The sequence below is a fragment of the Sphingobacterium sp. UBA2480 genome (assembly GCF_002341965.1).
GTDB classification, from domain to species: Bacteria; Bacteroidota; Bacteroidia; order Sphingobacteriales; family Sphingobacteriaceae; genus Sphingobacterium; species Sphingobacterium multivorum.
The window spans coordinates 78856-97135 of record NZ_DDPA01000005.1 but is presented as its reverse complement, the minus strand read 5'-3'; the positions used below and the strand labels follow the sequence as shown (position 1 = coordinate 97135).

General features: G+C 36.8%; 18 protein-coding genes. 14 read left to right on the top strand and 4 right to left on the bottom strand.

Features of this window, described 5'->3' with window-relative positions:
• The first annotated feature begins 20 nt into the window (after positions 1 to 20).
• Both B3600_RS10545 and B3600_RS10540 read left to right on the top strand, forming a co-directional pair.
• The gene (locus tag B3600_RS10545; protein WP_046674218.1) at positions 21 to 284 is read left to right on the top strand and encodes a hypothetical protein; all 264 of its coding nucleotides are present in this window, start codon (positions 21 to 23) and stop codon (positions 282 to 284) included.
• A 109-nt stretch (positions 285 to 393) separates the two neighbouring features.
• Positions 394 to 744, top strand: coding sequence for a DUF983 domain-containing protein (locus B3600_RS10540; protein WP_312524548.1), 351 nt, complete (start codon positions 394 to 396; stop codon positions 742 to 744).
• Positions 745 to 764: 20 nt separating this feature from the next.
• Here B3600_RS10540 and B3600_RS10535 read toward each other — a convergent pair whose 3' ends face one another.
• Positions 765 to 1055, bottom strand: a complete 291-nt coding sequence (locus tag B3600_RS10535) for a DUF4286 family protein (RefSeq protein WP_286752904.1) — start codon at positions 1053 to 1055, stop codon at positions 765 to 767.
• Between the two features lie 177 nt (positions 1056 to 1232).
• Here B3600_RS10535 and B3600_RS10530 point away from each other — a divergent pair, with 177 nt between their 5' ends.
• The 9 genes from B3600_RS10530 (at position 1233) to B3600_RS10490 (ending at position 10168) form a co-directional block, all read left to right on the top strand.
• Entirely contained in the window at positions 1233 to 3113 is a 1881-nt protein-coding gene (locus B3600_RS10530) for an alpha/beta hydrolase family protein (protein WP_286752903.1), read from the top strand.
• Positions 3114 to 3126: 13 nt separating this feature from the next.
• Entirely contained in the window at positions 3127 to 4785 is a 1659-nt protein-coding gene (locus B3600_RS10525) for a sensor histidine kinase (protein ID WP_286752902.1), read from the top strand.
• A 14-nt stretch (positions 4786 to 4799) separates the two neighbouring features.
• On the top strand, positions 4800 to 5498 hold the full coding sequence (locus B3600_RS10520) for a response regulator transcription factor (protein ID WP_286752901.1): 699 nt from the start codon (positions 4800 to 4802) through the stop codon (positions 5496 to 5498).
• 143 nt (positions 5499 to 5641) lie between these two features.
• Positions 5642 to 6115, top strand: a complete 474-nt coding sequence (gene greA, locus B3600_RS10515) for a transcription elongation factor GreA (protein ID WP_046674213.1) — start codon at positions 5642 to 5644, stop codon at positions 6113 to 6115.
• 238 nt (positions 6116 to 6353) lie between these two features.
• Entirely contained in the window at positions 6354 to 6770 is a 417-nt protein-coding gene (locus tag B3600_RS10510; protein ID WP_286752900.1) for an HIT family protein, read from the top strand.
• Positions 6771 to 6913: 143 nt separating this feature from the next.
• Positions 6914 to 7564, top strand: a complete 651-nt coding sequence (locus B3600_RS10505) for a DedA family protein (RefSeq protein WP_115047603.1) — start codon at positions 6914 to 6916, stop codon at positions 7562 to 7564.
• Positions 7565 to 7572: 8 nt separating this feature from the next.
• Positions 7573 to 8115: an inorganic diphosphatase gene (locus B3600_RS10500; RefSeq protein WP_115047605.1), complete on the top strand. Its 543-nt coding sequence runs from the start codon at positions 7573 to 7575 to the stop codon at positions 8113 to 8115.
• Positions 8116 to 8123: 8 nt separating this feature from the next.
• A complete protein-coding gene (locus B3600_RS10495) occupies positions 8124 to 9437 on the top strand; it encodes a hemolysin family protein (protein ID WP_115047607.1) in 1314 nt (437 codons plus the stop codon).
• A gap of 17 nt (positions 9438 to 9454) precedes the next feature.
• The gene (locus tag B3600_RS10490; protein WP_286752899.1) at positions 9455 to 10168 is read left to right on the top strand and encodes a 16S rRNA (uracil(1498)-N(3))-methyltransferase; all 714 of its coding nucleotides are present in this window, start codon (positions 9455 to 9457) and stop codon (positions 10166 to 10168) included.
• An 82-nt stretch (positions 10169 to 10250) separates the two neighbouring features.
• On the opposite strand, the gene B3600_RS10485 is transcribed toward B3600_RS10490, so the two are convergent.
• From B3600_RS10485 to B3600_RS10475, 3 genes are all read right to left on the bottom strand, one after another.
• Complete coding sequence (locus B3600_RS10485) at positions 10251 to 10628, bottom strand: hypothetical protein (protein ID WP_286752898.1); 378 nt, start codon at positions 10626 to 10628, stop codon at positions 10251 to 10253.
• A gap of 219 nt (positions 10629 to 10847) precedes the next feature.
• A complete protein-coding gene (locus B3600_RS10480; RefSeq protein ID WP_286752897.1) occupies positions 10848 to 12242 on the bottom strand; it encodes an ABC transporter permease in 1395 nt (464 codons plus the stop codon).
• A 46-nt stretch (positions 12243 to 12288) separates the two neighbouring features.
• Positions 12289 to 12930 carry an ABC transporter ATP-binding protein gene (locus B3600_RS10475; protein ID WP_286752896.1) on the bottom strand — a complete coding sequence of 214 codons (642 nt, stop codon included), beginning with the start codon at positions 12928 to 12930 and terminating at the stop codon, positions 12289 to 12291.
• 445 nt (positions 12931 to 13375) lie between these two features.
• Between B3600_RS10475 and B3600_RS10470 the strand changes: the two genes are divergently transcribed.
• The 3 genes from B3600_RS10470 (at position 13376) to B3600_RS10460 (ending at position 18228) form a co-directional block, all read left to right on the top strand.
• Positions 13376 to 16144, top strand: coding sequence for a TonB-dependent receptor (locus tag B3600_RS10470; RefSeq protein WP_286752895.1), 2769 nt, complete (start codon positions 13376 to 13378; stop codon positions 16142 to 16144).
• An 83-nt stretch (positions 16145 to 16227) separates the two neighbouring features.
• Positions 16228 to 17685, top strand: a complete 1458-nt coding sequence (locus B3600_RS10465) for a hypothetical protein (protein WP_070567296.1) — start codon at positions 16228 to 16230, stop codon at positions 17683 to 17685.
• 105 nt (positions 17686 to 17790) lie between these two features.
• Positions 17791 to 18228 (top strand): hypothetical protein, encoded by a 438-nt coding sequence (locus B3600_RS10460; RefSeq protein WP_286752894.1) that lies wholly within the window; start codon positions 17791 to 17793, stop codon positions 18226 to 18228.
• Positions 18229 to 18280: the final 52 nt, after the last annotated feature.

Genomic DNA, 18280 nt, shown 5'->3' with positions numbered 1-18280 from the left:
AATTTCAGTACCTTTGTGTTATGAAATGGTTTAAATATTTACTCCTAATATTTACCTTAAGCTGCTCGGCTGTATCTGTTTCTTACGGACAGTGTGCGATGTGTACATTGAACGCTGAGAATTCTACGAAGGAAGGGAATATGCAAGGAAGAGGTCTGAATGACGGTATCTTGTTTCTGTTGGTAATACCTTATCTTGCCGCGGCAGGCCTTGGTTATTTATGGTATAAGAAGTACCGTAAGAAGAGCCCTGTAACAAAGAAATTTATAAACGAAATAAAATAGATTCTTAATGCCCACATCCAAATTCCATGCAATGATACACTCCAAATGCCCAAAGTGTCATATTGGTAATGTATTTGTAGGAAAGGTCTACAGTTTACACAAGCAGCATATGAATGATACTTGCCCATATTGTGGCGTCAAGTACGAGGTTGAGCCAGGTTACTTCTACGCTGCGATGTATGTGAGTTATGCTTTGTCTGTCGCTGAGATTGTTACTGTATCTGTTGCTATCGCAATTTTGACTGGAAGCGAGTCTCCGTGGCTTTATCTGATTGGTCTAGCTGTAACCATTTTGGTCTTCGCACCTTTTAATTTTAGGTATGCCCGTTTGATTTTACTTCATTTTTTAACGCCAAAAATCAGTTATGATCCACGTTATGAATTGGCAGCAGAGATAGGTGAAACGTATAATAAGAACCTTACCAAAGATAGTAACGGTATTAATGATCTAAAAAAATAAAAGAGCGCTAAAGAGCTCTTTTATTTTTTTAGATACTTCATGGTACTGTCAAAAAGGAAAACCTTGTCTTTATATACTTCTGAAATGAGTTGTTGTAATGGAATGAGATGCACTTGCTGAAAATCTGCTACAAGCTCTTCTGTAGGAAGTATGACTTGGATGCAATAGGTCATACCTTCATGCGGCGACTGGAGCATTTCCAGAAAATGCACTTGAAATTTTTGGGATTGCACGATATTATCCTGAATCCATGAAACGACCTCTTGATGGATTGTTTCTTCTGCGATAACGGAGACGTTGTATAAAAACATACACAAAAATACGCTATTTTTCTGCTATAAAAAAGAATCTAAAGAGCAGAAGGGAGATAAGTTTGAATATTACATTTAATTACTATATCTTGTAAAAATAAGGTTGCATTTAATGCAATTTCGTATTTAATTGCAATATTTGGAATAAATGATAAGGATGTAACTGGGATTATGAGGATGAAATTTTGGATAGGTTTGTTTTTTTCTGCCATGATCATGTTGGGGTGTCAACGACATAGCGTTGATCGTATTCCAATAAATCAATTTTTTTCTACACCTGAAAAATCAAATTTTAAGATTTCCCCAAATGGTCGATTTATAGCTTACATTGGCCTAGACAATCATTGCAAAAATATCTATTTGATAGATTTGGTTCATCAGGATAGTTCCAAGCAGCTTACGTATCAAAATGATATTAATGTAAAATCTTTTGCTTGGAATAATGATTCAAAAATTTCGTTTTTGACAGAGCAATCCACACAGGATAGTTTACGTTTATATGCTGTGGATATCAATACAGAGAAAATTTGGCCATTAATTAAACCGGTTCGGGGACGATTTCGGTGGGTTCATGCCCTTGTGACCGGAAGCGATAGTTTTATTGCGGGAATCAACGATCGTGATTCTTCATTTTTTGACCTTTACCGCATCTATTTAGATGGGAGACCACGGGAATTGGTTTTACAGAATCCGGGAAATATGAGTTCTTGGGTTGTGTCCAATGATGGGCAGGTAAGATTGGCGGTAGCCAATGATTCCGTACAGCAGTCTGTGCTCTATCGGAGTTCCGAGAAAGAACCTTTTAAAGAGATTATACGCTGTGATGTGGAGAGCAGTTTTACACCTTTGGGTTATCAAGATAGTTCTGATGCGATCATTTATGCCTTATCCAATATAGACCGGGATAAACTGGCATTGGTTAGCTATGATTTGGCAAACCAGAAGGAGTTAGGGGAACTTTACAGCCATAAAGATGTTGATGTGAGTCCTGGAGGGTATTTTACGGAACAAAATAAGCTATTGTTCGTAAATTACAGTACCTCTAGACAAAATAGGCATTTTTTTGATGAAGCTACCAAAAAGAAATATGATCAGTTGTCCAAACAGATCGATGGATTTGAATTTCAGGTGCTAAATACCGACATTTCGGGTGACAAAGTAATTATCAAAACCTATACGGACGTAAATCCAGGGGGTATTTATTTTTATGACTTTTCGACGCAAAAATTAACAAAGCTAACAGATAATAATTCCGATCTAAAAGACAAAGAGCTATCGCCCAATGAGTATATCACCTATACAGCAAGAGATGGTATTCAGATTTCAGGCTATCTGACTTACCCTATACATTCCAATCGCAAAGATCTTCCAATGGTTGTATTGCCTCATGATGGGCCAAATGGGCGGGAAGTATGGGGATTTGACAATGAGGCCCAATTCTTGGCAAATCGGGGATATTTAGTTTTTCAGATGAACTATAGAGGTTCAACAGGTTTTGGCAAGAAGTTTTGGACGGCGGGATTTAAAGAATGGGGCGGGAAGATTCAGGATGATATTACCGATGGGGTGAAATGGCTGATTAAAGAAGGAATTGCTGATCGGGAGCGTGTCGCTATTGTAGGGAAAGGTTTTGGGGGCTATTCTGCGCTACATGCAGCCTGTTTTAATTCTGATCTATATAAGTGCGCCGTGTCTTATTCCGGTTATACCAATCTATTCACTTACTTTAGGGATATTCCGCCATACTTTAAATCTTATGTGCAGAAAATGTATCAAATCGTTGGAAATCCGATTCGGGAGGCAGAACTATTCAAAAATATTTCACCTGTATTTCATTCGGATAAAGTAAAGATACCGGTGTTATTAGTCCAAGGGGGGAAAGATCGATTTAGTTCGGTTCCGGACGCAAATCAATTTGTGCAGAAATTAAAGAATAATAATGTTCCTGTGCAATACATCCTGAAAGAGGATGAAGATAGAACTTTTAAACGGGATGAGAATGTCTTTGGTTACTATAATGAGCTGGAGCGATTTTTGGCGAAATATCTTGTAGACTAAAGGCGGGAAGACTATGAAAGCAGAGAAATATAGCTATCGAAAAAACTACGGCCTATTGTTGATGTTTTTCATCGTGATTAGTGGTCTGTACATTTTTGCCCTTTTTCTTTCCCGTAATTATACAGAATCGCATATAAAAAATGAATTCACTAACCGGAAATCAGAAATATTTGATCAAACCTTAATCCCTTTCAACGATTTTTTTCAAAATAGAATTCCTGAAGTTTCTTTTTATCAGGGTTTTTTGGATTCAGTGCAGGCGGGGAAATATGCGTATAGTATATTAAGTTCATATCCTTTTGTTCGGGAAATCGGTTTTTTTGATTTGCAATTTAATAATGATCATAACTTGAACTATGGTTTTATTGTTAATAATCTTAGAATTCAACCGAAGACCATAACCATTTTTACCGTTTCCCGATCCGGGCTGAATAAGAATACGATTCGAGACCGTGGGCAGATGGGCCTGCATTCTGAGGAAATTAATAATATTGGCGTCAAGCTGGCAACTTATATCGATAAATTGCAACCGAATGCCAAGCTTTCTGATAAGGATATTCTGAAGGTTTTTTATACGATAAGACCCGGACAGATTACCTACTTGAATATTCCGAGGGTCAATGACTTAATTGTCTATAAGTCCATCATGGAAGGTAATTTGGATCATACTGTGGGATATGAACAGGACATGTTCAATTTTCAGATCGATCCAATGTATCTGGAAGTAAAAAATAGCTATTCAAATCTTTATGAGAAAGTAGAAATAGTTCCGTTGGTGGGTGCCCCGATCACGCCAGAAAATGACGAGATTTCTACTGAGATGCCTTTACCAGGAGCCTTAGCTGACTATAAACTTCTTTTTAGATCGAGTAAGAGTTTTCTATCAAAAGAGATAAACCGCAGTTTTTGGCCGGTATTGGGCGGTGTATCCCTGATTTATATTATTTTAATTGCAATACTATATTTAATTTATAGAAATTTAGAAATTAACGGAAGACTTTTTAAATTGCAGTACGATTTCATCAATAATCTTACGCATGAGTTTAAGACGCCTGTGAGCGTTATAAAAATTGCTGGAAATAATATTAAGAGTGCGCAGGTACTCTCTGATGAAGAACGGAAAATGTATGGAAATATATTGGATCAGGAGGCAGACCGATTAAATAACCTGATGAATAAGCTATTGTCGTTTAGTCAGATAGAAAATAAAACCATAAAATTAAATAAAGAAGAAGTTGATTTGGAGGAATTTACCGAAAATCTAGTAGCTTCGTCAAGAATAAAATACTCGGATTTCAAGATTAGCACAAAAATTGATGTAAGGACATCAATGCTTGCAGATCCGGTACTATTGAGTAGCGTGTTTCAAAATATGATTGATAATGCCTATAAATATTCGAAAGCGGGGCATAAAATCTTGGATATTGCGATACAACAAAACAAGAAGAATTTTGTTATCACTTTTAAAGATGAAGGAATAGGGATTGAGAAGGCTGAGTTTAACAACATCTTCAAAAAGTTTTATAGAATAAAAAGTCAATATAATCAGCAAGGAAGTATCGGTTTGGGATTGGCTTTCTGTAAGGAGATTACTGAATTTATAGGCGGTGATATTACAGTAAAAAGTCAGTTGGGACAAGGGACCACCTTTACCTTGGTATTTCCGGTTTAAAAATAAATTTAAATATGAATAAAGACATCACAGTTGCTGTTATTGAAGATGATGAGAACCTACGTTTCTTGGTAAAACATCGATTGGAATCCGAAGGCTATCAGGTCATTCAAAGCGGAAATGGGAATGAAGCGGAGGGTTTGATTTTGGAAAAGAGGCCCGATGTGGTTTTGCTGGATTGGATGCTTCCAGGAAAAGAAGGCAACGAGATCTGTGAAGATGTCCGTAAAGCCGGCTTTGAGAATATCATTATCATGATGACAGCTAAATCTCAAGATGTAGACAAAATTGAAGCCTATAGCTTTGGTGTGACTGATTACATCAGCAAGCCGTTCAATATGGATGTGCTTATTGCTATGATCGATAATAAGGTGAAATTTTTCTTGCCTAAAAACAGTCCCGAAGTTTATAAATTTGGTCAGACGGAACATCATCCCAACATCCATTCCTTAATACGTGACGGAAGAAAAGTTGAGTTGACTATCTTGGAGAACCGAATTTTACTTCATTTTCTACAAAACTTAGGTCGAGAGATTACGCGCGAAGAGTTAATGGAAGTTGTCTGGGGATATAGCTCAAACGTCAACACACGGACCTTGGATATGCATGTGGTTCGTTTAAGAAAAAAGATAGAAACAAACCCTGATAAGCCACATTATCTACAGACCGTAAGGGGGCTGGGATATAAATTTGTTGATGAGGAAGAGATTTAATTATATTTAACAGGTAAGAATTTGTTTTGTTGAAAACAATTATTATCTTCGTATAAATTCGAAGCAAGACCATGTTTCCCGACGAGGGTAATATGGTCTTGTTTCTTTTTTAAAATGTAGAAAATAAGAAAAAAGATAAAATTATGGCAGAAGTAACTTATTTTACGGAAGAAGGATTGCGTAAGCTTAAAGAAGAATTGGCTTATCTGAAGACGGAAGGAAGATCTAAAATTGCCAATGCTATTGCAGAGGCAAGAGACAAAGGGGATTTGTCAGAAAATGCAGAATATGATGCTGCTAAAGAAGCTCAGGGGCTTCATGAGGCTAAAATTGCCAATTTGGAGAACACACTTGCGACAGCCCGTTTAATTGATGAGTCCAAATTGGATACATCTAAAGTTTTGGCGTTATCGATTGTTAAGATCAAGAACAAGAAGAATGGTGCTGAAATGACTTATCAATTGGTTGCGGAGTCAGAAGCGGATTTGAAGTCTGGTAAAATCTCTGTTAAGTCTCCTATTGCCCAAGGTTTATTGGGTAAATCAAAAGGTGATACAGCTGTTATTGAAGTGCCAGCAGGGAAAATTGAATTCGAAATCGTAGAGATTTCAAGATAATATATGTCGGTTATGTGCGGTATGCCATAACCGCACATCCACAAATTAACTTTATATTAAGAAGGTCGTGATATAGTAATCGCGACCTTTTTTGTTTATATTTGTTGACAGTAGAAAAACAGGGTGTGATAAAATCTACAGTTAAATTTTTAATTGTTAACATACCGAAGGCTTTGCATTTTAAAGTCTGCTTTCTGCTAATCACTGTTTAAAAGATTTATTCCAAGATTAGAATAATATGTCGACAATTTTTTCAAAAATCGTTGCTGGGGAGATTCCAGCTTACAAAGTTGCAGAAAGTAATGATTTTCTGGCTTTTTTGGATATCAGCCCATTGGCTAAGGGACACGTTCTGGTGATCCCTAAGAAAGAAACAGATTATATTTTTGATATAGCGGATGATGAATATATGGCACTTTGGGTATTTGCTAAAATTGTTGCTCAAGGTATTAAAAAAGTGATTCCTTGTGTAAAAGTCGGTGTAGCAGTAGTTGGCTTGGAGGTAGCTCATGCACATATACATCTGGTACCTATTAATAAAATTAGTGATTTAAATTTTGCTGGACCTAAATTGAGCTTGGCTAATGATGAACTTCATGAAATTGCGACTACTATTCGCGAGTCTATTGTCGGTATAACCGCTCAAAATCAATAACTAGAAAAGATTATATTACACTTGATTTACGTTCGTTTTTTAGAAGAATGCTATATTTGTACTTTGCTGTTTAAAATTTGTACAAGGAGAAGCGTAGGATTTGTTCTAAAAAAGAAACGCAATATTGATTTTTACTAAAGATTATGCATGAACTTTTGTTGTCATTTCAACAATTATTAAATCCAGAAGAGTTATTGAGCTCTGGTGGATTTTATCTGGTTATCTTAATTGTATTTGCTGAGACAGGTCTATTTTTTGGATTTTTTCTACCTGGTGATTATTTATTATTTCTTGCAGGATTATTTTGTGCACTAAATAAAATTGACGTTAATATATACACGCTTTGTTTAGGCTTGTTTGTTGCGGGAGTATTAGGGAATTTTACAGGGTATTGGTTTGGTTATCGGGCCGGACCAATGTTATTTAAGCGAAAAGATAGCTTCATCTTTAAGCGAAAGTATGTGGTCATGGCGGAAGAGTTTTACCATAAATATGGTGGAACAGCTTTAATTATAGGAAGATTTGTTCCAATAGTTCGTACTTTTGCACCTATCTTTGCCGGTGTTGTAAAATTAGATTTTAAGAAATTCGTTCTGTACAATGTTGCAGGGGCTGCTATTTGGGTACTTGTGTTGACCCTTTCTGGATATTTCCTCGGTATAGAGTTCCCTTGGATTTTACATTATGTAGAATATGTTGTCGTTGGTATGATTGTGATCGCATTTTTGCCAATTGCAATAACGTTACTAAAAAAGCGTATAAAAGATAAAAGAAACAAACAAAATATACAGTAAATTAAAAAATGAGTAAACAAAACCCTTGGCACATGGTTTCTCCAGGTGAGAATGTTCCAAATGCCGTAAATGCTATCATTGAGATTACAAACGGATCCAAAGGAAAGTATGAATTAGACAAAGAAACTGGTTTGTTGCTTTTGGACAGAGTAATGAGTTCATCTGTCGTTTATCCTGCTAATTATGGTTTTATACCACAAACGTATTGCGATGACAAAGATCCTTTGGATATTTTGGTTATTTGCTCAGTGGATATTTTACCTTTGACATTGGTTGAAGCACAGGTTATTGGTGTGATGAATATGGTTGATGGTGGAGAACAAGATGATAAGATTATTGCGGTCGCCAAAAATGATCCTGTTTTTAATTACATTAAAGATATTGATCAATTGCCTCCGCATACGATGAAGGAGATTGTACAATTCTTTGAGAGTTATAAAGCACTCGAAAAGAAACATGTCATTGTTGAGGGTGTAAAGGGGCGTGAAGAAGCGCAAAGAATCTTGATCGAGGCTATCGAGTTGTACAAAAAAGAATTTGTTAACAAATAACCCCAAGCATGGCGCTCGATATATTTTGGACATTGTTTTTAGTATTGGCTAACGGCTTTTTTGTCGCGGCAGAGTTTGCTATTGTCAAGGTCCGAGTCTCCCAAATTGAAGTTCAGGCAAAAACAGGTAGCAAAGTTGCCACAATAGCCAAAAGTATAACGGAGCATTTGGATGGTTATTTGGCCGCTACACAATTGGGTATTACACTTTCTTCACTCGCCTTAGGCTGGGTAGGAGAGGCTGTAATGACCCAAATTGTGCAGGGGTTTCTCGGTTTTTTCGGTGTTGAATTGACAGGTACAATCGCGACGAATGCAGGACATATATTGGCTTTTACAATTATTACTGTGTTACACATTGTATTTGGAGAGCTCGCTCCTAAATCAATTGCGATTCAAAAACCAGTTGCAACAACCATGAAAATTGCGGTTCCACTGCAATTTTTCTACTTTATCTTTAGACCATTTATTTGGATTTTAAATGGTTTCGCTAATTTTCTACTGAAAATTTTGGGATTTGAAGTCACTAAAGGTGAATCTGCGCACTCTTCTGAGGAGTTACAGTACCTGTTGGATAAAGGTAAAGAGTCTGGTGCTTTGGATATTTCCGAGCACGAATTGATTAAAAATGTATTTGATTTTAACGAACGTATCGTTAAGAATATTATGGTACCCCGTACCAAAATTGTCGCTGTTGAAGTTAGCGCTGATGCCTCTGAGCTGATTGAAACAATGACTGAAGAGGGGTATTCCCGTCTCCCAATTTATGAAGATAACATTGATCAAATCGTTGGTATTGTACATACAAAGGATATTCTTCCCCTCTTAGCTAAAGGAAAGGAAGTTGTCATGAAAAATATCATGCGCAAGCCCTATTTCATTCCTGAAACGAAGAAGATTAATGATTTAATGGCTGAATTTCAGCAAAAGCGTCTACAGTTGGCGATTGTACTGGATGAATTTGGTGGGACAGCAGGTATGGTTACCCTGGAGGATATTGTTGAGGAGCTGGTCGGTGAGATTCAGGACGAATATGATGAGGAAACTCCAGTTGTTGAACGAATTTCTGAAACGGAATATATGGTCGATGCTGGAGCTAGTATTCATGATGTGAATGAGTTTCTCCCTATAGAATTGCCCGAGAGTCAAGATTACGATACCATGTCGGGTTTGGTGAGTGAGATTTTTGATAAAATTCCCGAAGTAGGCGAGCGGAAAGAAGAATATGGCTACGTATTCACTATTATCCGGAAAGCCCAACAGAATATTGAGTTTGTCAAATTGGAATTAGTCGAATCGGCCGATGATGATACAGAAGAATAACCTAATAACGCTGATAAATGCAGTTATTTTTTACACCGGATTTAAATCCTTCGTTAGAAAATTTTATCCTTAGTGAGGAAGAAAGTAAACATGCAATTCGCGTGCTTCGTATGAATACCGGCGATCATTTACATCTCATCGATGGTCGTGGTGGTTTATACGAAGCTCAAATTATTGACCCTCATCCCAAACGTACCGTTCTTACTATTTTAAATGTCAAGGAATACTTTCAGCAGCCGAGGTATCATCTACATATCGCTGTTGCTCCAACGAAGAATATTGATCGTATAGAATGGTTTTTAGAGAAGGCAACTGAGGTTGGCATTCAGGAAATAACTCCAGTTATCTGTGAGCATTCTGAGCGAAAAGAGGTAAAATTAGATCGTCTGAACAAGGTGGTTGTTGCAGCCATGAAACAATCATTGAAAGCCTATCTTCCCAAACTTAATCCAGCTGTATCGTTAAAACAATTTTTGAAAGATATTCCAACAGAAGGTGTTCAAAAAGCAATTGCACACTGTGTTGATGCTGAAAAAAAGTATTTAAACCAGGTTTTGGAGCCTTCGCAACATTATATTATCCTCATTGGTCCAGAAGGAGATTTCTCTGAGGAGGAAATTGATTTGACACTACAAATGGGATTTCATCCAATTTCTTTGGGAGAAGCGCGCTTAAGGACCGAAACGGCCGCTTTAGCCGCATGTATGGAAGTATCGCTGCTGAATAGATAAAATAAGCCGCTGCGTTGGTTTGGCAAATTGGCTCTGAAGAATAATTTGCAAAGCCAATTTGATCGTTCAAATGGACGCTAGTTTATTTTATTGGTTCCGCATCTACAATCTGGATCTCAGCATTTCCCTTAATTGGATCTTTGGTAAAGATCATCTTCCCTTTTAATTTAATTGGATCTTCGGAAAATTTTATCGCGCTACCTTTTAACGTTACTTCAACCATGGGTGGAATTCCATTCGATCCACAGAATTGGCACTGCATCACGGGTAATACAGACATCATAAAGTTTTTATGGTTACGACCACTATGAAGAGGAACCATGTAGCCCGGTAATTCAACTATTTTATTTTCTAGGGCTTTAAGTTCTTTTGGATAGAATGGAGTATATACTTTCTTTGCCCCATTATAAGTTACTTTATAAGCCATCTTATCAATCGCTTCCCATGTTTTGTTCATCATAGGCGTATGGTCCGGAACATCCGGATTACTGCCTATTTGAGCCTGTGATTGTATTGTACAAAATATTATAAATAGTAATACTGTCAGCGTTTTTTTCATGTGTTATGCTATTGTTTTGTATCAAGAAGCTGTTCTTCTATATTTTACGTTATCCTACCTATAGGTCAAACTGCTCTTCTTATTGCGATCTTTTTTGTAGTGTATTGATCTTAGTTAAACTTATTTACTTGATAGCGTTCCAGAAATACTTGTCCTGTAAGCTTTGATTGCTGGAATGATTGCTGCGAAGATACCGATTATACAAGCAGCAAACAAAAATACCAATTCTTTGGGATGGAGTTTAAAGGCCTCAATAAAATCAGCGCTTTGACTCGCTTGATTACTGATATAGTAGAGTGCCAAATGTGCCATTATAAGTCCAATTAATCCACCAATAATAGTAATTGTAAGTCCTTCAAGGAGCACAATAGCAAAGAGTTTTCCTTTGGAGGCTCCGAGCGTACGCATGATGGCAAGATCGTATTTACGTTGCTTTAATGCATTATATAGGTTAATAAAGACACTTAAACCTGCAATAAACATAATTACATAAGCTAGTATGGATAAAGAATCTATCCCTACACCTAATAAAGAGAATAGACGTGTACTTTCCATCGCAGGGGATGCGGCCTGCATATCGGTTTGTTGGTCGATCATTTTTGGTAAAATTCCGATCGCCGCAGGAGATTGATATTTGAGTAGGATGGCGGTTATTTCCAGTCCATTTTGCTTGACCATATCGGCCCCTATGGACTTCACAAACATACCTTCCTCTGCGTGTTCAGGATGGTCTTCCTGTTGGTGATGTCCTTTTTCATTCATTTCGACGGGAGAAGATGAATTTTCTGCTATATCTTCACCGTGGTGGTGGAGGTGCGCGTTGACGGTTTCCTCCCGGTCTTCCTGACGTTCGCGCTGCTCTTTCTCTGCTGCTGTTTCATGATGCTCATGCTGATGTGCAATGCCATGTACATCCCAAACACTTTCCAAGTTCGTCAGTATTAAGTTGTCGGTAACGTTATTATTGTGTTTTAAAATACCGACAACGGTAAAAGGATGTTCATCATGATGGTGCCCATCTTTGCTCAGGCCATGTGAACTATGGATCTGATCGCCAATTTTTAGCTGTTGTTTTTTGGCAACTTGATCACCAATGACTATTTCAAAATTATTTTGCCAAATACGCCCCTCGGCTACAGCGGTTTCATAAATAGCAAAGAACGATGAATCAGTTCCAACAATGCGGTGACCTTTAAAATTGTCGCCTAAAGATAAGGGGACAGCAAGCCGAACAAGTGGATTTTGGCGTAGTGGCTCCAGTTCGCCTAGTGGGATATTACCGGTTGGATTGTCGATATGATAAACACTGGACAAGATTAACTGAAGTGGGCTTCCCTTGGCTCCGACGACCAAATCAATATTTTTACTGTTATTGTCAAGCTGCTTTTCAAAAGTTTCTCCGGTAATTGAAAGCACGGCAAGGATGGAAATTCCAAACGCCGTTAACAGCATGCTGAGAAAGACCGAGCCAAACTGCCTACTTAAATTTTTCCAAACCAATTGTATCGTGTTCATAACAAATTTTAAAAACTAAAGGTGACGCGTAAATAAAGTAAAACAATTATTTTAAAAGGTACATTTTGGAGAACTGATCTTTTATTCTCTTGTCGTGTGTTGTTATCAGTAAAGTTGATCCTGCAGTGTCAGCTATCGATAGGAGAAGTTCTAATACCCTGTAGGTATTATTATCGTCTAAAGCGGCAGTAGGTTCGTCAGCAATTAATAAGGCTGGTTTATTGATGACGCTACGTGCAATAGCGGCGCGTTGTAACTGGCCGCGACTCAATTCGTTCGGATAGGCAGCACTTTTTTCATCTAATTGTAGTTGTTTAAGTATAAGATGAATTGCACTGATGTCTATTTTTTTTCCTGCTAAAGACTGCGCCAACTTGATGTTTTCCAAAAGTGTTAGATTTCTCAGCAGGTGTGCCTCTTGGAATATAAACCCGATATATTGGGCACGAAACTCATCCAATTTGCTGTTTGATAACAATGCTAGATCTTGGCTATTGATCTTGACCTGACCTGTTTCTGGCCGAGCCAAGCCCCCCAAAATATTCAGCAGTGTTGTTTTTCCAGAACCTGAATCCCCCAATAACAGCGTATGCTGGCCTTTCTCGATATGGATATCTGGAAATTCAATTAGCCTTGAATTGGGATACTGAAATGATAACTTTGTTGTCGATACGATTGGAGTGCTCATGCGGATCAGAAATTGAAAATATATTCAAACTTAGATAAATTGCTTTTTATATGCAATATAATTGCAATTATATCGCATATAAAAAGCAATTTACTGCGGTGAGTTAACAGCTGCCATGGAAGATGATTGTTCGCTTTCAACTAGCAGTACCAGGTCGCTATGTAAACCCGTTACATGGCATTCATTAAGGTATAAATTAGAAAAATAACCTATTGTGTTAATAAATTAAGTGCTTAATAATTTTATTACACTTCATTAATATAATCTCCCTGGAGACTGCCCAAATACTACGCAAATCGGCCATAAACAGTCTTTTTTACTGAAAATCGAGAAAATCTGGCTATAGGTAACATTAAATTAACAGCTGATTGATGTAATGGTAATTTGTTGTTAATGTTAATCTAATATTCTGCTAATAGCTTTGCAGAAACAAAAAACAAATAAATTGGAACCACAATTACAACTTAGAAGAATCGCTGCAGTCGTAACGCTAGCAGTAGCTGCGTCAACAACAGTTTATGCACAAAGTAGTGGGAAGTTAATGGGGACTATTACGAATAGTAAAACTGGTGAAACAATCACTGGTGTAACTGTGCGTATTTTAGGAACATCAAGGGGCGGAAGCTCTGATGTATCCGGAAAGTACAGTATTCCAGCTTTACCGGCAGGTAAATATACTGTAGAATATATTTACATTGGTTACTCGACAAAGCAAGTTACCGAGGTTGAGATTAAAGCGAATGATTTGACCAATTTAGATATCGTTCTTGATAATTCAGAAGGACAGGTGTTAGATCAAGTTGTGGTTACAGGATCTTTTAAGAAAGAGTCTATCGGTGCATTATATTCGCAACAAAAAAATAGCGCATTGATTTCTGATGGTATTTCAAGTGAGCAGATCAGAAGATCGCCAGATAAAAATACATCCGAAGCATTACGTCGTGTCAGTGGTACGACAATTCAAGATAATAAGTTTGTCATTGTTCGCGGTTTGAGTGACCGCTATAATGTTGCTATGATGGATGGCTCGGTATTACCAAGTACAGAAGCCAATCGTCGCGCATTTTCATTTGATATTATTCCTTCGAATCTTATTGATAAAATTACGATCTCAAAAACAGCTACTCCAGATTTACCAGCGGATTTTGCAGGGGGAGCTGTACAGATTACAACAAAAGATATTCCTGATCAAAATTTTGTCTCTTTCGGCTTGGGATATGGTTATAATACTGCGTCGACATTTAAAGATTTTTTACAAACTAAAAAGAACGTTCAAAATTATTTAGGTTTTGATGATGGATCAAGTCAGTTGGCTAAGAACTATCCTTCGCGAGAAGCATTCGCTGCTGGTCTGTCGCAAAAGTGGCAACGTTTAACGATGAAATCATTGTCGAATGATTTTTCAGTTGAAAATAAGAAGGCCCTTCCTTCACAAGCTTATCAATTTTCTTTGGGTCGAGTAAAGCAATATGAGAATAACAATAAATTTGGTGCGCTATTTTCTGTTAATTATCGGAATTCCCAAAATATTTTGTCAAATATTGAACGTAACTGGTATCAATACGATTACAAAGACAATCAATATAAGTTTACAACGAATTTGGGAGCAATGGCTAATTTCGGTTATTCTTTTGGAAAGAATAAAATCTCCTGGAAAAATTTATATAATCGAAATTATGATAACGTGTATACTGAGCGGACAGGAACACATCTTGGAACGACATCAGTAAATAAATTCTATGCTTTTGATATTTTGCAAAAATCATTGTTCAAGTCAACCTTGGAAGGCGATCATGTACTTTCGGATCTAAATGATAGAATTAAATGGACAGCATCATATAGCAACATTAAAAACAATCAACCGAATCAGATGAAAATCAATTATGCAAAAGCGATTGATAAAGAAAATGATTCTACAGTTCCTTATTTGGCTAATATTACCAGTCCTAGTAAAGAGAATACGCGTTTGTTTTCTGATCTTAATGAAAATGTTTTCTCTGGTGAGTTAAACTATGCTAGACCAATAAATTTTTTATCTGCACCAAGTACATTGAAAGTTGGTGCTGGAGCGAATTATCGTCATCGTGATTTTGATGCGCGTTTTGTTGGCCTTGTCTTAGATGTAATTAAGATGGATTCAAAATTAGCTGATCAAATACGTGAACTTTCTCCAGATAAAATATTTGCTGCAGATTTGATCGATAAAAACTACTTTAAATATGATGAAATCCAAATGCCTGGTGACTTCTATACTGCAAAATCAATGACAGGATTTGGGTACGCGATGATGGACCAAAAGTTTATGGATAAGTTTCGCATAGTCTATGGTTTGCGTGTTGAAAATTATAATGTTCAAATTGACACAGACAAAAAGGATGTTGATGATACAAAACTAGACTTTTTGCCGTCAATTAATATGACTTATAGTTTAAATAGTAAGACAAATCTTAGGGCTTCCTATTATCGAACAATTGCTCGTCCTGAATTACGAGAATTAGCACCATTTAGTTATTATGATTACGAGCAATTCGGAACTATTTCCGGGAATACAAAACTAAAACGAAGCGCAATCAATAATGCGGATTTGAGATTTGAAATATATCCCAAAGCTGGCGAAATCTTTTCGGTCTCTGCATTCTATAAACAGTTTACAGATGCTATTGAAGCATCTCGCTATGATGTAAATTCGACAGTTGATGTTTCCTATTTCAATACACCGAAAGCAACCTTATATGGAGCTGAGTTAGAGGCAAGAAAGAAATTGGATTTTGTCAGTGAAAATCAACTGTTTTCTAACACAACCGCATATTTAAATCTTTCTTATGTGCATTCGAAGGTGACTAATCCGACTGATCAGGACTATAAAGAGAAAACTCGACCTATGGTTGGACAATCACCTTATACTATCAATGCAGGATTGCAACATAGCGCATTGGGTAATAAATTGAATGTTAATGTTCTTTTTAACCGCATTGGTAAGCGAATAGCGCAAGCAGGAGGAATCACATTTGCGAGCGCTTACGAAGCACCTCGTAATGTATTAGATGCACAAGTCGGCTACAAATTGATGAAGAATAAAGCAGAGGTAAAAGTCAATTTGGGTGATATTTTGAATAATCCTGTAAACGTATATTTTGATAATGAAGCTAAGGAAATTCTATATCGTTATAAGACTGGTGGAAATTATTCAGTATCATTTAATTATACATTTTAATAGTAATATAAACTTAATATTACTTTAAATCTAAGGACATATCTAAAGTATTTTTTTGTATCAAGATTTTTAAAACTTAAAAAATGAAAAAAAGATTTTTATTCTTATCCCTGTCAGCATTATTATTGGCTGGAGCTTGTAAAGAAACAACAATTACGGATAATGGAGGTGGAACAGAAACTCCAACAAATCCTGGAAATGAGAATGTCGTAGAAATCTCAGGCGAGATAACTAGTAATACAACTTGGACATCAAATAAAATCTATGTTTTAAAAGGATTCGTATATGTCAGTAACGGTGCCACTTTAACGATTGAACCAGGAACTATTATTAAAGGAGATAAAGCTTCAAAAGCAACATTGACAATTACACGAGGTTCAAAAATTAATGCAACAGGTACAGCTGATAAGCCTATTGTATTTACATCTAATTTAGCTGCGGGAGCTCGTTCTCAGGGAGATTGGGGTGGAGTAATCCTTTTAGGTAAAGCGCCAGTTAACCAAGGTACCGATGTTAAGATCGAAGGTGGTCTTGCTGCACCGACAGGTAAGGATGAAAAAAATTATATTTATTATGGCGGTTCTGATGCTGCAGATAACTCTGGTGTAATGAAATATGTCCGTATCGAATATGGCGGTATCGCGTATTCTGTAGATAATGAAATTAATGGATTGACAATGGGTGGTGTTGGAAATGGTACAACATTGGAATATATTCAGATCTATCGCTCAGGCGATGACGCTTTTGAATGGTTTGGCGGAACAGTAAATGCGAAGCATCTTTTAGCTGTAGGTACTTGGGATGATGATTTTGATACAGATTTTGGGTATTCTGGTAATGTTCAATTTGCATTAGCACAACGTGTACCTACTGTTGCAGATCAATCAGGCTCTAATGGTTTTGAATCTGATAACAACGCTACAGGGACCGACCAAACTCCAAAAACTTCTGCTGTATTTTCTAACGTGACAATTCTAGGCCCAATTCAAAAGGCTGGAGGATCTTTTAATGCGAACTTCCAACATGGTGCTCAAGTGCGTCGGAACTCTTCTATCAGCATTTTAAACTCCGTTATTTCAGGCTTTCCTTTGGCTGGATTATATGTTGATGATACAAAGGTAATCACAGCAAATTCGACTTCGAATAATTTCTTAAGTGGAAATGCAGTTTTTGAAAATAATTTGGTATATGGTTCTAAAGACGCTGATTTAAAAGTTAGCTCAGCTACAAATGCTGCGGCTGTCTCTACACTTATACGTGCTAAAAATGTTTTCGAAAATGGTAAATATGCATCTGAACTGTTCGTAGCCCCTTATAACTTTGGTTCAGATTTTTCAAATACAAGCAACACTCCAAATTTCCAAGTGTTATCTGGATCCGCTGCTGCTAGTGGAGCAAGTTTTACCAATGCTAAGGTGTCTGGAAGTTTTTTTGAGAAAGTGGCTTATAAAGGTGCTTTTGGTACGACGGATTGGACAAGTGGTTGGGCTCATTATGATCCACAGAACTTGGCATATACCACTCCTGGAAAAGTAAAATAATTATAGTTTAGTAAATAGATGAAAAATCCCGCCTTGGCGGGATTTTTTATGTAGCATATATTTTAAATAATTCGTTAAATAGTCAAATAAAATAAATTCTAAATTATGAAACGAACAATCTATTTGGTTTTAATGGGTGCTTTCCTCCTTTTTGGGTGTAAAAAATCGAATGATATCAATGATCCTTCAACTTCTGGACTTAAAGTAGAAATAAAAGGAATTTCTGGTTGGGGCGAATTTGTAAATATTACTGTCGATCAAAATAAGACAGAGGTAAAGTATCCCGCTGGAACCACTGGCAATCCTCAAACTGTAAAAGATAAAAGCTACAAAACCAGTGAAGACACTTTTAGAAAGTTATCGTCATATGTCGAAACGTATGATTTAATGAACGCCAAAATTGACGAGTGTGCACGTTGTGTAGATGGAGCAGACTATGTGATTACAGTAAAATCCGAAGGTAAAAAAAATACGGTAACAATTGCAGGGCAGCGTACAGATGGGAAATATACAGATGTACTTGATTTTATAAGCAAACTTTAGAACATATAAAGCTTACTTGATGATATATTTTCTACCGTAAGCTTTGATTCTA